The following is a 20,325-nucleotide window of genomic DNA, read 5'->3' as shown; positions in this document are numbered from 1 at the left end:
TGATTATGGAAAATAATACAAAGAAGTTTCTTCCCACTGCCTTTGCGCTTTATTTTGCTTACGCGATGTTGGGGATTGCCTCATCAATTCTCAGTCAGTATAAAAGTGAATTTGCCAAGGCCTGGGGCGCACAAACCTTATCTTCGGGAATGGTCGACGTTAGTATGGTCGTATCCGTGGTGGCTGCTTTTGGACTTGGTCGCTTGATTGCTTACCCATTTTCTGGTCCGGTATCGGATAAATTCGGTCGCCGGGTTAGCGGGTTAATTGGGGTTTTACTTTACGCACTGTTCTTTTTTGGAATCACGATCGTGCAAAACTTCTGGTTTGCCTACGCAATTGGGATTCTAAATGGGATCGCTAACTCGTTTTTAGATACTTGTGTTTCACCAAGCTTAATGGAAATGTTTCCGAAATCAGCATCAATTGCAAACTTATTTACTAAATTTTCCATTGTAATTGCCCAATTTTTACTTCCTTTCTTTATCGGTTGGGTTACAATGGCCAATTTTTCCTACCACACCATTTTTGTGATTTGCGGAATTGCCATGTTAATTGATGCTGTTTTGGTAATGACCTTACCTTTTCCAGTTCAAAACAAAGTCGTTACGGATAAGAAGGAAGCTAAGCCAGCTGAGAAAAAACACATGCATTTCACGCCCGCTTCTATAGCAGCGATTCTAATTGGTTTCACAAGCTCGACAACTTTTATGCTCTGGCTGAACTGTAATCAAGAATTAGGAAGCAGTTATGGAATTAAAGATCCAAGTGTTCTTCAATCTTTCTATGCTGCCGGGGCTGCTGTTGCAGTTTTGGCAACGGCCCAATTTATTCACATGGGAATTAAAGAAACAACTATCTTGGTTCTTTACCCAAGTATTGCCGTTATCATGTTATTATTGTGTTACTTTATTCAACAACCGATTATTTTGTACATTGGTAGTTTTGTAATTGGTTATTCAGCCGCTGGTGGTGTTCTTCAATTAGCTACTTCAACGACGATTAATTTCTTCCCGCTTAATAAGGGAACTGCGACATCGTTAGTGATGATCGCGTCAAGTATTGCTAACTATGCTGTCTTATCATTGGCGGCATTCATTACAGGTTCATTCAGTGGCAACGCGCCACGTTTGATTATTTTATTAAATGTAGTGATCACAGTAATTGGGATCTGCCTCGCGTTATTTGTTAAACGAAGTAAGCAACAAGTAGTTAGTGCTAAGTAAACAAGTTTGGCGCATACACTCTCTAGATTGAGGTTGTTAAAAATGAAGAAAAAGCAATTTATACCATTAGCATCCGGAATATACATCAATTATGCCATTTTAGGGATGGCAACGATTATTATTTCTCAATATAGTTCGAATTTTCAAAAAATGTGGAACACAAACTTAGCGGGAATTTCGACAGTTATTTCAATGATTGGGATTGGTCGTCTAATTACGGTACTGTTTGCTGGCGATTTATCTGATCGAATTGGGCGTAAACCAACGATGATTGTCGGGATGGTCGCTACTATTATATTTTTAATTGGCTTGGCCCTAAGTACCAGTATGATTATGGCGGCAATTTTTGCCTTGTTCCTCGGCGTGACAAATTCTTTTGATGATGCTTCTAGCTATCCAGCATTAACGGATGCTTTTGAATCTCGAGCCGCGAGCATGAATTCGTTAGTTAAAGCAGCAATGTCACTAGCACAGTTTGTGCTACCATTTATTGTTGCTGTGGCACCTGATGCTAAAATTACGCTAATTTTGATGGCAATTATTATTGCTGTAGATATTATTTTAATAGCCAGTAGTACATTTGCCGCGCAGACTACAAAACCGGCAGCCACAAAGCAAAAGATTGCAGCGGCAGCAACAAAGCAAACCAATAATCGACCAAAAATGGCAATTGATGGTATGGCGTTAATTATTCTTGGGTTTACGATTTCATTTACCTTTTACGTCTATTCACAGTATCTGCCAAATTTTGGGAGCACTGTTTTGGGACTCAGTGCTGGTACCGCAAAAGGATTAATCTCTTGGTACGCAATTTCTTCACTATGCTCAGTATTTATAACCTCAGTGCTAGTTACTAAAATACGACCAATGTATTTAGTTACGATTTATTCTGCGATTTCTTTATTGTTCTTAATCCTTTTGGTTAGTGCGCCTAGCCTTTTGATGATTAGAATAACCAGTATTGTTATCGGCTTTTTTGCCGCTGGCGGAATCTGGCAGCTAGGATTAACCGTATTGACCCAGTACTTTCCACTGAAAAAGGGAAAGGTGACTGGCTACTATAGTTTTGCAACGGCGCTAACCTATTTTGTTGGTCCGTTTGTATCAAGCTTTATTATTAACGACACGGCCGTTAGTGTGCTCCGAGTTTTTCAGATCGACGTTGGTGTCACACTAATTGGTGTTGCAATAATTTTAGTTGTACTATTAAGAAATCTAAAATACCATTTCATTTAAGGTTAGAGCGTAGGGACTGGGCCGTTATTTCATGTCACTTTAAAGAATTAATTGTTATTGGTCTACAGAGTTTATTCAGATATTTATTTGAATAACTCCTGTAGACCAATATTTTTTTTGAAAATTAATTTGGTGAAGCCTATTCATAAATATTATTTATTGATTAATCTAATTTTTATTATTTATTTAATTAGTTTGGAAGGCTATCATTTAATGTGAATAAGGTAACAATCAAACTTCTGAATGGATCGCGGTGACTAACAATAACGGGTAAAAAGCTTATTTCACAATTTTCATTAATGGGAATAATTATCTCCTGCATATTATTTCAAAATCGGCTGCAAGTTGTCGCAGCAGTCTACCAACATTTGGTTGCTGCTGAGAAAGAAATATCAGCAAATAATAACGATTTTGAAATAATGCAAATTAATCAAAATACTGAATTAGACCAGTTAGTGTTAGCTCACTGTTTTTGCTGAAATTACTGCTGGACAACAAATGATTAAACAAACTTTCAACGTTGCTGAAATTTTGTAACGGGTGCTGGTGAAATTAAATTAACGTTAGATTTAAATCTTAAAAAGATTGCTTAGGAGGCTATTAGTTTGAAAAAAGTTGATAAAATTGAAACACAAGCAAAAGGTCATAACGGTATGATTACGTTTGAAGTTGATGTTGCTGGTAACCAAATTGATGATGTTAAAGTCATTAAACATTCAGAAACTCCTGGCATTTTTAATCAAGCTTTTGGTAAGTTAAAGGCCAGTATTCTTAAGCAACAAAGTTTTTCGGTTGATGCAATTAGTGGCGCAACGGTTATGACAAAGGCGATTCTGGATTCGGCCCAAACAGCGGTTGCTACTGACGGGGTTCAGATTGCGGCTAAGCCAAAAGCAGAAGTTCCTCACAAAGTGATTGATTTAACGGCGGACGTTGCGGTCATTGGCGGTGGTGAGGCTGGTTTGGTGGCTGCATGTCGTGCGTTAAGTTTAGGGAAGAAAGTCATTTTAGTTGAAAAAAATGGCTACTTAGGTGGTGCAACCATTTTAAATGGTTCTAACGTCACTGGAACTGGCTCCAAGGTTAGTCAAACGATTTTCGGTGCTAAAGCTAAGCAGGACTCACCACAGCGTTTATTTGATGATGTTTCCCGGGAGTGTGCGTATACGAATTATCCAGAATTAACCGACTTAATGACTGATAATATTGGTCGGGCCATTGATTTTATCAGCCAATTTGCTAGCTTAGACTATCAAGCAGCCCAAACGCAAACGCCGGAACACTCTGTTGAGCGCCAGATTGAATTACCTAGTGCCAGTAGTTATGAGCTTATTAAAAAAGTGGCCCATGCATTTGAGGCCAAAGGTGGCCAAATTTTATTGGATACGCGGGTTGAGAATCTATTAAAAGATGATAAGGGTCAACTAACTGGATTTGTTGCGGCGGGTCAGCACACAACAATTAACGTGAAGGCAACTTCTGTGGTCCTGGCCTCTGGTGGGTACGGTGCCAATACGGCGATGCGCAGTGATAAGAGCAAGCAAATCGATTATTACGGACCGATGACTTCTACCGGTGACTCATATCAATTTATGAAATCAATGGATTTAAAGGCACACGATTTGGATTGGTATAAAGTTTACCCGCACGGTTTGGAAGTCGAACCTGGAATTGCCAAATTAACAACGTATGCTTCGAAAAAGGCAACGGACATGGGTGCAATTTACGTCAACAAAAATGGTAAACGGATTGTAAATGAATCTGACGTCTACGTTACATTCCGCGATGCAATCTTGAAGCAACCAGATCAAATTGCTTTCTTAGTGATGGATGCACGTACTTGGCGCGCATTTTATAATTTATTGGTTCTGCACGACTTTACTGCCGAAGAAATTCAGAGCTATTTCAATAATAATGGTGCTAAAAGCCCAATTTTAGTAAAGGGCACTTTAAAAAGGGCGGCCGAACTTGCCGGAATTGATGCGGAAAAGTTAGCAACAACCGTTAAAAATTATGAAGGTTATGTTCAGGCTAAAAAGGATCCCGAATTTGATCGCGATGCGCAATATTTACACGACTTTGAGGGTGACACGTATTATATTATTGAACAACGTGCGCGGTTTGCCACAACCTTAGGCGGCTACATGGCACAAGCAACCGATATGGCCTTGGAAGATAGTCACGAACGGCCAGTTGCTCATTTATACGGCGCCGGGGAAGTAGTCGGTGGAGCTAACGGCCATGACTCAATGCCAAGCATGATGAATACATGGGGGATTGCTTCAGGTTATGTTGCCGGCAGTAGTGCCAGTCAAGTTAAATAAAAGCAGGTTTAATTTTAAGATGAGCGGTTGAAGGGTACTGAAATTGCCTTTTTCAACCAACTGTTGATTATCATAGTAATCAAATCAGAAAATCAAAAAGGGCTAACTCGTGAGTTTAATGGAGTTAGTCCTTTGAATTCTAGTATTTATTTACTGGGTAACAGATAGTTTTGAATTGCGGTACTATAACGTTGAATTAAGACCGACTTATATTGTTTGGCACCGCGACCTAGTTTAACCTTCTGCCATAAAATTGCTGCGACTTTAAGCTTATTTGAGTAGTTAGTAGACTGTGGATCTTTACAAAAATCTCTGACAAAATTATTCCACTGATAAGTACTTTCCTCGGCGTTATTAAAGCTTTTTTCGTGATTTTGATCATCTAAATAAAATTTAATTAAAGCGGCAACATCCGCATGCACATCTTTTGTTCGTTGTACTTCACGGAGTTTAATTGTCATGATCTTTTTAAAGAAAAATTTAGTGGTGTGAAAGTAATCGGTGAAAAATTGTCGAGCTTCGTTGTTTAATGAGAACCCTGAATTGAGTAACTTAGTTTTTGGGGTAATTTCGTAAGATTTTAACGACTTTTGTCTAGTGACTTTACGGACTGTTTTTATTTTGTTCGAAGGGATATCATTTAAAAATGCCACTAAGTAATTGGTTAATTCGGCCTTAGTGCCAAATGTTGGTAGTTTATTTTGCCGGCAGATTGTCTGTAATTCCGTTTTGTACCAATAATGTTCTAGAAATTCGCTAACTGGCATGGTATTGGAAAATTTAGGATGTTCACTCATTTTTAGGCCCCCTTTTTTTAGCGACTAAGATTACCACGGGATGAAAGTAGCAGAAAAATCAAAGCCTAGCAAGACTATTAACCCCAAAATACTCCCTAGATTAACCGTTTTTTGGCGGTGAAATTTTTCTGGCAGTAGTTTTCGACAAAATTCTGAAAGCGTGAAGAAGATGGTGGAGAAAAATGATTATTTTTTAAAACTAAATAAATTTGATGAGTGGCGCTACTTTCTTTAATATGTACAATATGAACTAATGAGTGGTCCAATTGTGGTAAGTTGGGAACTAAAGCAATGCCATAACCGTACTGAACAAAGCCGATTATAGTGTGGTCTTCCTCAATTTCACAACGAATATTTGGTTTAACGTTTGCCGTCTTCAATAAATTATCTAGTAACGGTCGTAAGCCGCTATTTTTAGAAAAATAGATTAGAGGATAATTTTGAATTTCCTTTAGCGAGACAGTATCACGACTAGCTAGAGGATGATCATTGGGAACAGCCAAAACAATCTCTTGTTGAACAATTGGGGTGAAGGTCAATTTATTGTGCAGGTTTTGATCGCCGATAGCAGCAATATGGGAAGACAGAACGAAATCATATCGTTCGGCCAATAAATCAGTCAATAATTGCGTTGTGTTGCCTTGCGCAAAAGAAAAAGTGATTTTTTGATTGGCCGGATCTTTTTGAAATTTGGTTACTAGTTCAGGAACTAAGCGTTGCCCAAGCGTATAGGTAAATCCTAAGTGGATATGGCCTTCATTCACATTTAAAAGCTGACTAATTAGTGCTTGACCATTGTCTAATTCAGTTAAACCACGTTGAACAAATTCTAAATAAATCTTGCCAAAAGAAGTTAACTTAATATTACGGCCGTCTTTTTCAAATAACGGTGCTCCTAATTCTTGTTCTAAATGACTAATAGCGTAACTTAATGAAGGCTGTGAAATATTTAGATTTTCGGCCGCTTTTGCCATGTACTGAGTGTGTGCCAATTCTCGGAAAAAGATTAAATGGCGTAAATTCATAATGATCACCTCTAAACTAAATAATAGATACATTCTATTATTTAATCAAATTAACATTATTTATTTCACTAATTGAAAGCACTACCATTATAAGTGAACTATGTAACAAATGATTTTTTGACTAAAGCTAGCTTAATATATTGTAAAATGAACTATGAAAGAGGGATTTTTATTATGGCAGAAAGACTTGATGGACACACTATTTTAATTGGATTAATGGCCTATCCCATTCGCCATTCAATGTCACCAACAATGCACAATAATGCTTTTGCAAAGTTAGGATTAAATTACGCTTACCTTGCATTTGACGTCACAAATAAAGAATTGCCAGGCGCTATTGATGCTATTCGGACATTAGGTATGCGTGGTTCAAATATTTCAATGCCTAACAAGCAAAAAGTCATTCCGTTATTGGATAAATTGGACCCTGCAGCAGAAATGGTGGGCGCGGTTAACACAATTGTGAACGATACTGGTGTTTTAACTGGCTACACAACTGACGGTACTGGTTTCATGCAATCTCTAGATGATGAAAATTTAGATATTCGGGGTAAAAAAATGACCTTGGCAGGAGCAGGTGGTGCAGGTACGGCAATTGCGATTCAGGCAGCTCTTGATGGCGTTAAAGAAATTTCAATCTTTAATTTAAAGGATGCTCACTGGGAGCAAGCAAAAAAAAATGTTGCAACCATTAACGCCCAAACTAAGTGTAAAGCAACTTTACATTCACTGGACGAACAAGATAAGTACCGTTCTGAAATCGCTGATTCTGCTATTTATTGTGATGCAACTAGTGTTGGTATGAAACCACTACAAGATCAGAGCTTAATCACGGACCCTAGTTTTTTCCGGCAGGATATGATCGTTTTTGATACAGTTTACGCACCGCGAGAAACAAAGTTAATGCAGGTTGCCAAGAAGGCTGGCGTTAAACACGTGTTTAATGGTTTGGGTATGATGCTTGAGCAGGGCGCCCAGGCCTTCAAACTTTGGACTGGTGAAGATATGCCGGTGGATTATATTCATGAACTGCTTTTCTCAGACGCTAGTAAATAGCAGTAGATAGTTTGCTATTATCATCAGGTATTTTTGGTTAGTAGCCTTCGTGGTTGCAAGTGCGCACCATCATTTTCAAGGAGTTTGTTTATTCAGATTAAGAAGGGAATTGATCTTCATTGACAGTTACCACGGTTAAATTAAAACAAGTTGTGTTGGGTAGTGGCCGACCAAAAATTGCCGTACCAATCACTGGTAAGGATCGGTCAACCATTTTAGAACAAGCAAATAAGATTGTTGCTGCTAGGCCGGATTTAATTGAATGGCGACTGGATTATTATCAGGACATTCTTAATTTTGAAAATTATCGCGAAACGGCGCTACAATTAAATAAACTACTTGGTGATATTCCGCTACTGACAACCTTCCGTACGCAAAAAGAAGGCGGTGGGATGCCACTTAGTGCAGATAACTATGTTGCCATTTATCAACAAATTATTAATCATCAGCTAACTGATGCACTTGATATTGAATTATTTTTACCACAACGAATTGTTGGCGATTTAATTACTGCCGCACACGATTCAAATATTGCGATTATTATGAGCAATCATGACTTTCAACAAACACCGGCTAAGACCGAAATCATTAGTCGGCTCACTCAGATGGCTCAACTGAACGCTGACGTTGCTAAGATAGCTGTAATGCCGCAGTCTGCTGCAGATGTTTCAACACTATTGGCGGCAACCGAGGCAGCACACCGCCAATTAACAATTCCATTGATTACGATGGCAATGGGTAACCTTGGTAAAATCAGCCGAATTAGTGGGGAAGTATTTGGTTCAGCACTAACGTTTGGAACGGTTGGTGCAGCTTCAGCGCCAGGTCAAATTGAACTTAAAATGTTGCGCCATAATTTGGCTGAATTAGCACTTGACTGATGATCAATGACTGTAAGCGGCTGGGACAACAGTTCTAGCCGTTTGCCATTTTTGAGTAGCACTCTAGAACATGTGCCAAGAGTCTGGGTTCACGTGCTTAGCTTACGTTACGCGGTAAACCCAAATGTACGCCATTGAGTAGCGTTAGTTTAAATCTGATTTAAACTACATTAGTGAAGGCCATTTTTGATAAATAAGGATGTTTAACGGATAGTAGTACTAGAAGGTTGTTCTAATAATTTTAAGTATGTACGGGGATATTTGTACTAATAAATTATTTCAAAAAGAGCGCCTGAGCAATTATCTTGTAAAAATAGTTGCTCAGGCGCTCTTTTTGCAAAATATAATTTTCGTATTTCGTTTTATTGGACTTTAACCTTAGCGATAATTCGGCCTAATTGAGTTACGAAATAATTAATATCTGCCGAAGTTATCCTTACTGAAGCTAACACGAATTATTTCGTATAAACGCGGACAGCAGAACCACACCTAGTAATTAATCGTGTGAAGATTATTGGCTGATAGCAGTACAAGCAGAGCCGACGGAAATTGCAAAGACATTTTCGGTATCAGCTTCAGAATTGCCATTTATACTTAACTATCTAAAATATCAAAAAATCGTCAACATATTCGTTATGTTGGCGATTCTTTAATTATAAATATAGTAACAAAGATATTATAAGTTCTGTCCACGATCAAAGAAATATTTTGAAGATAACAACGATTGTTTGAATAAATCACTTAATAATACTTCAGTTTTATTTGTGATGTTTCCTGCAGTATCATCATTGGCCTTTGTCAGATAGCTTGTGATTTTATCAGCTGATAACTGAGCAGCATCAGTGTCGATTTTTTTCAAACGTCCCAAAACGTAACTTTGACTTGTATCGCGGTAATCGTTAACCTGGCTAATAAATTGATGATAATGCGGTTCAACAACTACTTGTAACGCCTTGTACAGCCAATACGCACTATTTAGCGAAACTTTAGCATCCGCAACTTGATAATTTTTAGGGGTATCGGTGACATTTGTATAGAATGGAACAAACGGGCTATAGCAGTAGAAACCTAGGTTGATCCATTGTACTGCAGCTAATTGTTCGGCCACATGATTACGGATTTGGAGTATGCAGGCGCAGTGATTACGATCTAATGCAATTGAACGGAATTTTTTCTGTTCGTCTTTTGTTCCAGAAGCATAGGTATCAAAAGGATCATAAGGCGTGCCATTATAATGGGAGGATAAAAAGAATTCGACGTCTTCAACTGCAATTTTACGATTTGCTCTTTGAATAAAGGGAATATCCTGACTAGTTGGTGCTTGCTCTAAGTCTGGTGTAAATAATTTTTGACCATACCATGAGCGAGGCGTGTTATAGTAGGCGTCTGCTTCATCTTTTGTTCCAAATATATTTCTAAAATTAAAAGTTTGTGGATTTGGATTTAAATGATTTGTTTCGACAAAGGCTTGGATATTACTTGAAGTCATAAAAAAGTCTGAATTGTTAAAGTCGATTTCTTCGATACACATAATATTTGGTGCAACAGCGTAGGCATCGTCTGGAATCCGTTGGGCAACCCATTGATGGCCGCCGCCTGTTTCGAGATACCAAATCTCGTCTTTATCATTGAAAGCAATACCGTTAGTTTCTCCAGTACCATACTTTTCAATGAGGCCACCTAAACGAATAACACCTTCACGAGCTGTCTTAATATAGGGTAATACCAAGGTAACCATTGAATCTTCATCAATTCCATCCTCAACTAACGGATCATAGCCTAAAACACGAGGATTGGTAAACTCAGTTTCTGTAGCGCTCATTCCAACGTTATATTCATTAATACCTTGTTCGTCCCAAATACCTTCACTTTGATCGGCATTTGGAGTTGCTGTGTAACGGCAGGCTTTTTCGGTTAAAGGAACCTTAACGCCATTATAAGTCGAAATAAATGTTTCACCATTGTGATCTTTTGCTGGATAAGTGACAAATAATTTTGGTTTAACACCATCATGACCATCTTCATCACGTGCAATCATAGTAGAGCCATCCATACTGGCATTTTTCCCAACTAGTATTGCTGTACAATCTGAATTGAAATTCTTTTTATCTTTTATCATGAGTATTACTCCTTAAGGTTGGCTTCATTAAAAAACAGCATCTTAATAAGTTAATCTTTTGAAAATAAAAGGCGAGAACTATAATTCAATTAAATCATGGGGAATACTGATCATATTTTCAAAGCCATCTTTTTTAACAAGCACTTGGTCTTCGATACGAATTCCACCCCAATTAGGTAAATAAATACCTGGTTCGATGGTTATAACTGTATTTTCCTCCAGAATATCGTTAAACTGAGTAGAAAGGTAAGGTAATTCGTGAACAAATAAACCAATACTATGGCCAATATTAGCGTAAGTGTAGTCAGCGTAATTTGTTCCTTGAAGCGGCTCTAATGATTTTGGATAGAATTCTTTAGCAGATACACCAGCTTGCATGATTTCTTCACAAGCTTCCAATGAACGCTTTTCGTACTCGTAAACTTCACGCTGCTTTGCGGTTGCCTTACCAACAACAACTGTTCTTGTCATATCGGATAAATAACCATTATATTGACAACCGTAGTCCATCAAAACAAAATCACCGTATTCAATAGCCTTTTTTGAGGGAATACCATGAAGTAAAGAAGTGCGAGCACCTGAAATTAAGATATTACCATAAGGCTGAGTATCGGCACCTTCTTCGACCATGTATAGAGAAAGTTTTGCGGCCAATTCTTTTTCTGTGACACCGACATGGATATCTTTCAAAATACGTTCGAACGCACGACAAGAAATATCACAGGCAATGCGCATATTTTGAATTTCTTCTGATGTTTTAATGATACGCATTTTATCAATAACACCGCCGGCCTTAATTAAATCTACGTTACTTTTTTCTCGAAAATCATCGTACATATCAAAATTCAGATAATCCGATTCAAATGCTATTGTTTTCAGGTTGTTTTCTTGGGCTAACTGCGCAACAGTGTCACCAACCGTTTTTCCCGGTAAGCGCCAGTTAATAATATTGTAGTCTGGAATTTCAAGGTCCGCTTGTTCCGTATAACGAGGGTCAGTTAAGAAATATTGATTTTTTTGAGTCAACAAAATATAAGAGTCATCGCCAGTCCAACCACTTGCAAAACGGACATTCACTCTTTTGGCAATAAAAAAGGCATCTAAATGTTGTTCTACCAAAAAGGCTTGAATCTTTGTTTCGTTTTTCAAAAGCTTCACTTCCTTAGATATAATTGAATTCACAGTAAGTATAGTCTAAAATTTCATCAACTAAAACCAGTTTGAGATAATTTCACAAATACATGTATAATTTTGCTTATATTAGACTAATTTATTTTTTTAAAAATGATTTTTAGCGTTTTTTATGAAAGCGCTTATTAAACAGTGCTTATTCAATGCTTAATTAAAATTAATTTGAAATATACTCTTTAAATATTTTATGTTCAATTTATTTTATTTTTTTGATAGCTACATAAGTCCTGTCATATGGGCGTAATCATTGGAATCACTTATTTATAGAAAAAGTATAAATAGGACTAATTACTGCTAATTAAAATTTAATACAAATATTAGTAATTTTAAAGATGCTATAATTAACACGGTAAATATAAAATTGTTAGGTTAATTATTAACAAATCTAAATCCTTTTAAGTGAATAAATGATCAATTGCGAGCTACCTGTAAACTTATTAGAATATTTAGGAGGTAAAATTGGCAAAAGCTATCTATCCCACAGATTATTATTTGTTGTCTTACTTAAATACTATTACGTTAAACAGAAATTCGTAGTGTACTTAAACGTGATCCTTGATGAAAGAAGAGAACGGAAAGTTATTTTTTAGAAGGCTGGCTTACATTAATATGATTAGTAGTTAAAAATAGATTTGGTTGAAAGAAGGTAAAACTATGAATACACCGATAAAGAAAAAGAAACCATTTGGTTTTTATGTCTGTTCCATAGGATTTACGCTGGAACGAGCCGCCTTTTATACAGTTAAGTATATGCTGGCGATTTGGATTGCCACTTCCGTTGGTAATGGCGGACTAGGGCTTAGTGATGTAAAAGCGGCTTCAATGGCGGCAACTTTCATTGCAATGACGTATATCGCCCCCGTTATTGGCGGATATATTGCGGATTATTGGCTAAGTCCGCGAATTTGTGTCACCTTGGGCATGTTTTTAATGGGCGCAGGATACCTAGTTACCTGGCAGGCACATTCAATACCAATGGTTTGGATTATGATTATCTTAGTAGCAGTGGGTACGGGCCTATTTAAGGGTAATCTATCGGGTGTTAATGGTCTTTTATTTACCGATGAAAAAGATCTTAATGAAGCTTTTTCAGTGCAATATTCATTTGTAAACGTCGGTTCCTTCATTGGGACTACATTTATTGTGTTATTAATTGCCTCATACGGATTTAATTTTGTCTTCTTGATTTGTGGATTATTACTTTTTGCTGATGCTATTTGGTTTACGGTTAACGGAAAGTCATTGGGTGATGCTGGTAAAAAGCCATTTAAAGTTGATCAGCGTAAATTTAAAATCAGTGATGAAGAACAAGCAACTAAAGAAGCAAATAAGAATAAGCCATTAACTTCAGGCGATAAAAAGAGAGTTATGGCAATTATTTTAGTAACTTTATTCTCTGTAGTATTTTGGATGGTCTGGTATTTGGCTTACATGCCAACTTACTACTACTTTGGTTACGGGGATGGCGCTGCTTTCTTAAATCGTGCCAACTGGGTAATTGGTAGTTTTAAAGTACCAACTTCTTATTTTGATTCAATGAATGCACTGGCCTGTATTGCCTTAGGTCCAATTATTGGTAAATTATGGACTAAGTTGTCACAACGACCACAAGGCGATTTGAGTATGTTTAAAAAAACGGCTTTGGGTATAATTTTCATTGGGGTTGCTTACGTTGTTATGGTGGTGGCCGATATTGTCGGTCATGGAAGTACTTCAATACTATGGATTGTATTGATTAGTATTTTAATGTCAGTCGGAGAAATGGTCTTCTCGCCGGTTGGTAATTCCTTTATCACAAAATTAGCACCATCTAAATTAATGGGTGTTTTACTAGGATTTTGGCCAATTGCCGTCTTTTTCGCGACTTTAATTTATCCTAAAGTTTATGAGCTACTTAAAACGGATGTCCCTAGCCAATTCCAAAAGGGCTATGGTATTTTGGCAATTATCGTGATTATTTTAGGCCTTATTCTCTGGTTTTCGAGTAGCAAGCTTGATGATCTTGAAAAGACAGAATAGGTAAACAGAATTTACGGCAAAGGCACTAGTTTTGAGAAATTTAGAAAAATATTACTAAAACAACTTGCGACTCGCTATGAAATGGAAGCAAGAATCTAATATAATCGAACAAGAATTTTAATGCATCAGAACTAGCACCTACTAAGCTCATGTTTAAACTTAGTAGGTGCTAGTTCTTTATATTTTAGTCGTTCAAATACAACAATTTTTTTAAAGGATTAGTCTTTAAATTATTTATGATTAATAGTAAAGCAATAGTTTCTTTTTTGGAAAAGGGTTACATTCATTTTTATTTCTGCTATTATTAACGTGTGCTATGTGTTTTTCATTTGTGAAAAAACATAAGGGAATGATTAAAGTGCAACAAATCACTTTGTTATTAAAGCAAAATGTTGGCGGACCTGCAAAACCAACTATTAAAGTCGGTGAAGTGGTTAAACGCGGACAATTAATTGGAATTCCAGAAGGCTTAGGTGCTTACCTGCATGCCAGTGTTAGTGGTAAGGTCAGTGACATTACTGATTCTGCTATTGTAATTGATGCGGATGATGAGCAGCCTAAAGATTTTGTACCAATAGAAGCAACAGATTCTAATGTAGATGCGATTAAATTAGCGGGTATTGTTGGTGCCGGCGGTGCTGGTTTTCCAACGTATGCTAAATTGGCAAAACCAATTACTAACGGTCATTTACTAATTAATGCCGCTGAATGTGAGCCAATTTTGGGTCATAATATTTCTAGAATTCAGACCGATGCTGAAAAGATTATTCGGGGGATTGAATACGTAAAAGAAATTGTTGACGCTGCTGATGTTCAGATTGCCATTAAGCGTAAGCATACCAATGCTGTAGCTCTTTTAGAAGAAGCTATTCGTGGACATGACGATATTTCTTTAGAAATCTTGCGTAACCGTTATCCAGAAGGCGAAGAAAGAGCAATTATTCGTGATTCTAAGATTGATAAGCTTTTGAAGACGGATGAGTTACCTTATGCGGCTAATGCGATTGTTATTAATGTAGAAACTGTTTTTCGAGTTGCACAAGCAATTGAGGATCGCCAACCAGTTATTACTAAAGATATTACCATTGCTGGTCGTTTACAGGGCGATAATGAAATTGTTTCTGTTCATAAGGATGTACCAGTTGGAACACCCGTTGGGACATTGTTAGATCAGTATCCTGAAATGGCCGATTATGGTGAATTAATTATGGGTGGTCCTTTCACTGGTAAACATACTGAACGAGATCAACCAATTACCAAAACTACTGGTGGCATTATTGCTACTATTCCATTCCCACAGTTGAATGGTGAAAAGGTTGGTTTGTTAGCCTGTGCCTGCAGTGCGACACCAGAACGAATGAAAGAAATCGCTGGTAAAATGGGGGCCGATGTTGTCGGTGTTCAATGGTGTAAAAATGCTGTTGTTAATCCTAAGACTGGGACTGCTAAATGTATTAATCCAGGTGTTTGCCCAGGACAAGCTGAAAAAGTTCTGAATTTACGTAAAATGGGAGCAAAGACCTTATTAATTGGTAATTGTACTGATTGTACAAATACCGTTATGGGAATTGCACCAAAATTAAATTTACCAGTTTTCCATACAACCGATTTTGCTCGTCGTGCTACTGGAGAACGAATTATGCGTCATATGTTGCCAGAGAACGACCAATAATTTTAATTAGGAGAGTGTGATTACTTGTGTTGATAAGTATGGGCACTCTTTTTCTATAAGAACTCATGTGAAAAAGTTTCAATTAATTAAGGTGCACGCTTGTGGCGTAGAAAGTGTTCGAAGCAGTACAGAAGGCCGTTCTTTCAGACAATTCTAAATAAATTTGGTCAGAAAAATACTAGTAAAAATAATTTTTCAAACACTTTTCAGTTACCGATACCGTTAAGTGTTATCGGATAAGGATTTAGGTAACGTATAAAAACAGTTTTGAGAAAGTAACTTAAGATAAATCAATAATTTTTTAAGTTTAGCAAAGTACCTTTTTGATTTGTTCTGTATTCAAATTACTGGAGGAATATTATGGATAAATATGATCATCAATTTTTCGGTCATCCCAGAGGGCTTTCAACCCTATTCTTCACTGAATTATGGGAACGATTTAGCTATTATGGTATGCGTGCTATTTTACTTTTTTATATGTTGGATAAGATTAAAAATGGTGGCCTAGCAATTGATGCACCTTTAGGGGCGTCAATTATGGCAATTTATGGTGCCCTTGTATTCATGTCCAGCGTTGTTGGTGGGTTTGTTAGTGATCGAATATTAGGACCCCGGCGAACGGTACTTTATGGTGGTATTTTAATTATGTTTGGCCACATTGTCCTATCAACTCCAATGGGCATGATTGGATTACTTTTATCAATTCTTTTAATTACTATGGGTACTGGGTTATTAAAGCCTAACGTATCGGACATGGTTGGTGGTCTATATAGTAAAACGGATTCCCGGCGTGATGCAGGTTTCACAATTTATTATATGGGTATTAATATTGGGGCGTTGATTGCGCCTTGGATAGTGGGTTGGTTAGGTCAAACTTATAATTATCATCTTGGCTTTTCAATTGCAGCAATTGGTATGTTTGTAGGGCTGCTTCAGTATTACTTTAATGGTCGTAAGTATTTAAGTGATGATGGCTTAAAACCAACTGATCCACTCAATAGTGATAGCGCTAAAAATGTTATTAAGGGAATAATCTTGGGACTAATTGCACTAGCCATTATTTTAGGTATTATGGGGATTACTGGTGAATTTTCGATCACTAATATTATTTTACTGATTACAATTGTAGGTGTTGTTTTACCAGTTGTTTATTTTACGGTTATCATCAGAAGCAGTAAGGTAACCGACCCAGAACGAAAGCGAATTTATGCTTATATTTTTCTGTTCATTGCAAGTATTGTTTTTTGGTCCATTTACGAGCAAGGTTCCGTTGTTTTAGCATTATTTGCTTCTTCACAAACGAATTTACATATACTGGGCATGCACATTGAACCTAGTCAATTGCAGAGTGTTAATGCTTTATTCGTTATTATGTACACCCCAATGTTTGCTTTTCTTTGGACTAAATTGGGGAAACGCCAGCCTTCTTCACCAAATAAATTTGCTATCGGTATGGTTTTTGCAGGAATTTCGTTCTTGGTTATGGTTATTCCCGTAGCACTATTCGGAACTTCCGCCAAGGTTAGCCCGTTTTGGTTAATTCTTTGTTGGGGATTAGTAGAAGTTGGTGAAATGTTGATTTCACCAGTCGGTTTATCGTTAACCACTAAATTAGCACCAAAAGCATTTCAGGCACAAATGATGAGCGTTTGGTTTTTGGGCGACGCCGCGGCGCAATCAATTAATGCACAAATTGTCCGCTTTTATCAACCAGAAACAGAAATTGCCTATTTTAGCACTTTCGGAATTATTGCAATTTTAGTTGGTCTATTACTGTTTGCTTTTAGAAATAGACTGCAAAGATTAATTCAAGTCGTTTAAAAGAACATTGACAACTATTTACGTTCTGTGTAATATGTTTGGTGGGAGTGGATGGGTTCTGGTGTTCCCTCTGGTCTTCAAAACCAGTATGAGGAGTTAAGAGCTTCTTAGGTGGGTTCGATTCCCACACATTCCCGCCAATAGCAAATTAACGCCGTTTAAGGCAAGGCGCGAAACTAATCTGGTTTCGCGCTTTTTTTATAGCTTAGATTATGTTTGGAAAATACCTTTAGTATTTACCTGACTAATTCAGTGTAAACGTGTTTGAAAATACAGTTTTCTGTACCTACCATAATTGTGACGTCGAACTTGAGTGTTTTTCCTGACATTCCTTGGTTTAAAATGGATTGGTTTATAGTACACTGAACATGTAAGCGCATTTTTAATCAATATAAAAAAGAGGAGGCCGTGATGGTTAGGGTAAAAAGTTAAAGGGCATAAAAATTTTAGGCTTGGTAAGTAGGAGGCGCGACTAGTGGATGAGCGGGAACGGTTTGATTTAGTTTATGATATCGGGGAGTCGCTGTTAAAAAATGGTGCGGAGATTAAACGAGTTGAACTGACAATTCGGCATGTGGCCGTTTCTTTAAAATTAAAGGATTTTGATAGCTTTGTTTTAATAAACGGTATCTTTATGACGGCCTACTGTGATAATGGCATGGTTCAAGCACGTGTCCGGGTCATTCCAATTTCACCAATTTCGTTGGGACGAATTGAAGGCATCAATACATTATCACGACAAATGTCTGAAGGCACAGTGACTGCTGAGGAGGCTATGGCTCGGCTGGAAGAAATAAAAAAGCAAGGTTTTACTTCAACTAGATTAAAAATAGTTGCTTACGCTTTGGGAAGTGCTAGTTTCTGTTATATTTTTGGCGGAACGATTTGGGATTCGTTAGGGGCACTGATTTTAGGGATTATTTTATCCATCTACAGTATTTTTATTTTACCGCGAGTCAATATGTCAAAAATTGTTATCAACGTTACAAGTAGCATGCTGGTCAGCATTTTAGCTTGTATTGCCGTTAAATTATTTCCCGTTTTACGGTTAAATAGTTTAATAATTGGCGGTATTATTTCGCTAGTTCCAGGAGTTCCATTAGTAAATGGTATTCGTTATTTATTTAACGAAGATTATAGTTCTGGTTGGGGCCAAATGATTGATGCAGTGGTGACTTCACTCTGTATTTCGGTTGGTGTTGGTATTGTTTTGCAGTTGTTTAATATGCTTTAGGGGGGTGCCAAATTATCTTACTTCAATTAATTGCTGGTTTTTTAGGGACAGTATCTTTTGCCATTTTGTTTGAATCACCAAAAAGGTATTACCTTTATTGTGGGGGGATTGGCGCCTTTGGTTGGTTTATCTACCTAGTTATTATGCATTATTGGACCGTGCCAGTTACCGCAACATTTGTGTCCGCGTTGGTGCTAACCTTTTTATCCCGCGAAGCCGCTTATGCTTTACGCGCACCCGTAACTATTTTTCTGATTTGTGGTATTTTTTGTTTAGTCCCAGGAATTGGTATTTATAATTTTACGTATAATTTTTTTATTGGTGATTCAGTAAAGGCCGCACAAACCGGTGTACAAGTTCTGAAGATTGCAATTGCTATTTCTTTAGGAATAAGTGTGGCTTATGAGTTTTCACCCAAGTGGTTCTATGCCTACCGGAGGCGTCAAAAATTGTTAGAACAAAAGAATAAGTAGGTCCTAAAATTTTACAATTAATTTTATTTTAACGAATTTAATAACAATGAATTATGGAGGCGGATATCAATGAAGATCGAAGAAGGTTATATGCCGTATTTGGGTTATAAAACTTATTACCGGATTGTTGGTGAACAAAAAGGTAACAAGAAACCATTGCTTTTACTTCATGGCGGCCCGGGTTCAACGCATAATTATTTTGAGATATTAGATCAAATGGCCGTAGATGGTCGTCAATTAATTATGTACGACCAATTAGGTTGTGGTCTTTCGGCTGTTCCATCTAATCCTGCGTTATGGCGATCGGAAACCTGGGTAAATGAACTGATTGCCTTAAGAAAATACCTTAATTTAGATCAAGTTCATTTATTAGGTCAATCCTGGGGTGGAATGTTGGAGTTGATTTATACTTGCGATTACGCGCCAGCTGGTATCAAAAGCATGATACTAGCAAGTACCTTACCGTCAGCCAAACTTTGGGCACAAGAGCAGCACCGAATGATTAAATTTTTATCAAAAGAAGATCAAAAAGCAATCGCTCATGCCGAGGCAACTAACGATTATACTGCTCCGGCTTACTTAGCGGCAAATGATCGTTATATGGTACAACATGCCGCAGCAACTCCAACGGCCAGTTCACCAGAACCTTTGCGGCGTAAAAAGGTTAGCGGAACTGAATCTTACGTGACGGCGTGGGGCCCTAATGAATATAATCCATTGGGGACGCTAAAAAATTACGATTATACTGCTCAATTAAAAGACATCAAGCTGCCAACTCTAGTAACTAGTGGCACTAATGATTTATGCACACCACTTATTGCAAAGACAATGTATGATGGGATTCCAGGAGCACGCTGGGAGTTATTCGCGCATAGTCGCCACATGTCATTTGTGGAAGAGACCGATAAATATATCGAGATTCTCGAAAAGTGGCTTACTGAACATGATTGATCTGGCCGCTTTGAAGAGTTGGCCACCTTTGCAAAAGTTAGCTGGTCCCAACCACAGAAAACATGACTAAGAATAGTTAATCTTAAATCCGCGAACAAGCTTAATTGTTGTTGCGGATTTTTTTGTGCACCAAGGTTCTTAATTTTAGGATAGATACAATTTTGATTGTGAACTAGTATACGATTTATTAAAAGCTGATTATAAAAGATAAAAAGTTCACAAAATTTGGCTCTCTGTCAAATCCTGTTGATAGCCAATTTTACAGCGTTAGAAGTTAGGCAACTTCTAATGCTGTTTTTT

General features: G+C 37.4%; 15 protein-coding genes and 1 tRNA gene. 12 read left to right on the top strand and 4 right to left on the bottom strand.

Translation table 11 applies throughout. The features are described from left to right. Positions 1–5: 5 nt before the first annotated feature. The 3 genes from EKM98_RS03980 (at position 6) to EKM98_RS03970 (ending at position 4,786) form a co-directional block, all read left to right on the top strand. Entirely contained in the window at positions 6–1,226 is a 1,221-nt protein-coding gene (locus EKM98_RS03980; protein ID WP_068807415.1) for an MFS transporter, read from the top strand. A 42-nt stretch (positions 1,227–1,268) separates the two neighbouring features. Continuing rightward, positions 1,269–2,462: an MFS transporter gene (locus EKM98_RS03975; RefSeq protein WP_068279282.1), complete on the top strand. Its 1,194-nt coding sequence runs from the start codon at positions 1,269–1,271 to the stop codon at positions 2,460–2,462. A 653-nt stretch (positions 2,463–3,115) separates the two neighbouring features. Continuing rightward, complete coding sequence (locus tag EKM98_RS03970) at positions 3,116–4,786, top strand: FAD-dependent oxidoreductase (protein ID WP_125980767.1); 1,671 nt, start codon at positions 3,116–3,118, stop codon at positions 4,784–4,786. Between the two features lie 146 nt (positions 4,787–4,932). On the opposite strand, the gene EKM98_RS03965 is transcribed toward EKM98_RS03970, so the two are convergent. Together EKM98_RS03965 and EKM98_RS03960 are read right to left on the bottom strand one after the other, a co-directional pair. After that, positions 4,933–5,583 (bottom strand): SAP domain-containing protein, encoded by a 651-nt coding sequence (locus EKM98_RS03965; RefSeq protein WP_125980710.1) that lies wholly within the window; start codon positions 5,581–5,583, stop codon positions 4,933–4,935. 95 nt (positions 5,584–5,678) lie between these two features. Continuing rightward, positions 5,679–6,608, bottom strand: coding sequence for a LysR family transcriptional regulator (locus EKM98_RS03960; RefSeq protein ID WP_125980709.1), 930 nt, complete (start codon positions 6,606–6,608; stop codon positions 5,679–5,681). A gap of 174 nt (positions 6,609–6,782) precedes the next feature. Here EKM98_RS03960 and EKM98_RS03955 point away from each other — a divergent pair, with 174 nt between their 5' ends. Continuing rightward, positions 6,783–7,664, top strand: a complete 882-nt coding sequence (locus tag EKM98_RS03955) for a shikimate dehydrogenase (RefSeq protein WP_125980707.1) — start codon at positions 6,783–6,785, stop codon at positions 7,662–7,664. A gap of 119 nt (positions 7,665–7,783) precedes the next feature. Beyond that, entirely contained in the window at positions 7,784–8,545 is a 762-nt protein-coding gene (aroD, locus tag EKM98_RS03950; RefSeq protein WP_125980705.1) for a type I 3-dehydroquinate dehydratase, read from the top strand. A gap of 676 nt (positions 8,546–9,221) precedes the next feature. Here aroD and EKM98_RS03945 read toward each other — a convergent pair. Then, positions 9,222–10,664 (bottom strand): C69 family dipeptidase, encoded by a 1,443-nt coding sequence (locus EKM98_RS03945; RefSeq protein WP_125980703.1) that lies wholly within the window; start codon positions 10,662–10,664, stop codon positions 9,222–9,224. A gap of 78 nt (positions 10,665–10,742) precedes the next feature. Continuing rightward, entirely contained in the window at positions 10,743–11,822 is a 1,080-nt protein-coding gene (locus EKM98_RS03940; protein ID WP_225418519.1) for a M24 family metallopeptidase, read from the bottom strand. 687 nt (positions 11,823–12,509) lie between these two features. Here EKM98_RS03940 and EKM98_RS03935 point away from each other — a divergent pair. The 7 genes from EKM98_RS03935 (at position 12,510) to pepI (ending at position 20,025) form a co-directional block, all read left to right on the top strand. After that, positions 12,510–13,874, top strand: coding sequence for a peptide MFS transporter (locus tag EKM98_RS03935; protein ID WP_125980700.1), 1,365 nt, complete (start codon positions 12,510–12,512; stop codon positions 13,872–13,874). A gap of 349 nt (positions 13,875–14,223) precedes the next feature. Continuing rightward, a complete protein-coding gene (prdC, locus tag EKM98_RS03930; protein ID WP_318531609.1) occupies positions 14,224–15,546 on the top strand; it encodes a proline reductase-associated electron transfer protein PrdC in 1,323 nt (440 codons plus the stop codon). A gap of 360 nt (positions 15,547–15,906) precedes the next feature. Then, a complete protein-coding gene (locus EKM98_RS03925) occupies positions 15,907–17,367 on the top strand; it encodes a peptide MFS transporter (RefSeq protein ID WP_125980698.1) in 1,461 nt (486 codons plus the stop codon). 43 nt (positions 17,368–17,410) lie between these two features. Next, a tRNA-Sec gene (locus tag EKM98_RS12050) sits at positions 17,411–17,507 on the top strand. 335 nt (positions 17,508–17,842) lie between these two features. Next, complete coding sequence (locus EKM98_RS03920; RefSeq protein ID WP_125980696.1) at positions 17,843–18,601, top strand: threonine/serine exporter family protein; 759 nt, start codon at positions 17,843–17,845, stop codon at positions 18,599–18,601. Between the two features lie 11 nt (positions 18,602–18,612). After that, positions 18,613–19,074, top strand: a complete 462-nt coding sequence (locus tag EKM98_RS03915) for a threonine/serine exporter family protein (protein WP_125980694.1) — start codon at positions 18,613–18,615, stop codon at positions 19,072–19,074. Positions 19,075–19,143: 69 nt separating this feature from the next. After that, the gene (pepI, locus tag EKM98_RS03910) at positions 19,144–20,025 is read left to right on the top strand and encodes a proline iminopeptidase (RefSeq protein ID WP_125980692.1); all 882 of its coding nucleotides are present in this window, start codon (positions 19,144–19,146) and stop codon (positions 20,023–20,025) included. The last annotated feature ends 300 nt before the right edge of the window (positions 20,026–20,325 follow it).

It is taken from the genome of Loigolactobacillus iwatensis (assembly GCF_003950295.1).
GTDB classification, from domain to species: domain Bacteria; phylum Bacillota; class Bacilli; order Lactobacillales; family Lactobacillaceae; genus Loigolactobacillus; species Loigolactobacillus iwatensis.
The sequence above is the reverse complement of the archived record's forward strand: the minus strand, read 5'-3'. Positions and strand labels throughout refer to the sequence as shown.

Coding starts and splice junctions, on each gene's coding strand:
- EKM98_RS03925 (WP_125980698.1), top strand. CDS start 15,907: ATGGATAAATATGATCATCAATTTTTCGGTCATCCCAGAGGGCTTTCA.
- EKM98_RS03955 (WP_125980707.1), top strand. CDS start 6,783: ATGGCAGAAAGACTTGATGGACACACTATTTTAATTGGATTAATGGCC.
- pepI (WP_125980692.1), top strand. CDS start 19,144: ATGAAGATCGAAGAAGGTTATATGCCGTATTTGGGTTATAAAACTTAT.
- EKM98_RS03960 (WP_125980709.1), bottom strand. CDS start 6,608: ATGAATTTACGCCATTTAATCTTTTTCCGAGAATTGGCACACACTCAG.
- prdC (WP_318531609.1), top strand. CDS start 14,224: ATGATTAAAGTGCAACAAATCACTTTGTTATTAAAGCAAAATGTTGGC.
- EKM98_RS03965 (WP_125980710.1), bottom strand. CDS start 5,583: ATGAGTGAACATCCTAAATTTTCCAATACCATGCCAGTTAGCGAATTT.
- EKM98_RS03975 (WP_068279282.1), top strand. CDS start 1,269: ATGAAGAAAAAGCAATTTATACCATTAGCATCCGGAATATACATCAAT.
- EKM98_RS03935 (WP_125980700.1), top strand. CDS start 12,510: ATGAATACACCGATAAAGAAAAAGAAACCATTTGGTTTTTATGTCTGT.
- EKM98_RS03980 (WP_068807415.1), top strand. CDS start 6: ATGGAAAATAATACAAAGAAGTTTCTTCCCACTGCCTTTGCGCTTTAT.
- EKM98_RS03970 (WP_125980767.1), top strand. CDS start 3,116: ATGATTACGTTTGAAGTTGATGTTGCTGGTAACCAAATTGATGATGTT.
- EKM98_RS03945 (WP_125980703.1), bottom strand. CDS start 10,664: ATGATAAAAGATAAAAAGAATTTCAATTCAGATTGTACAGCAATACTA.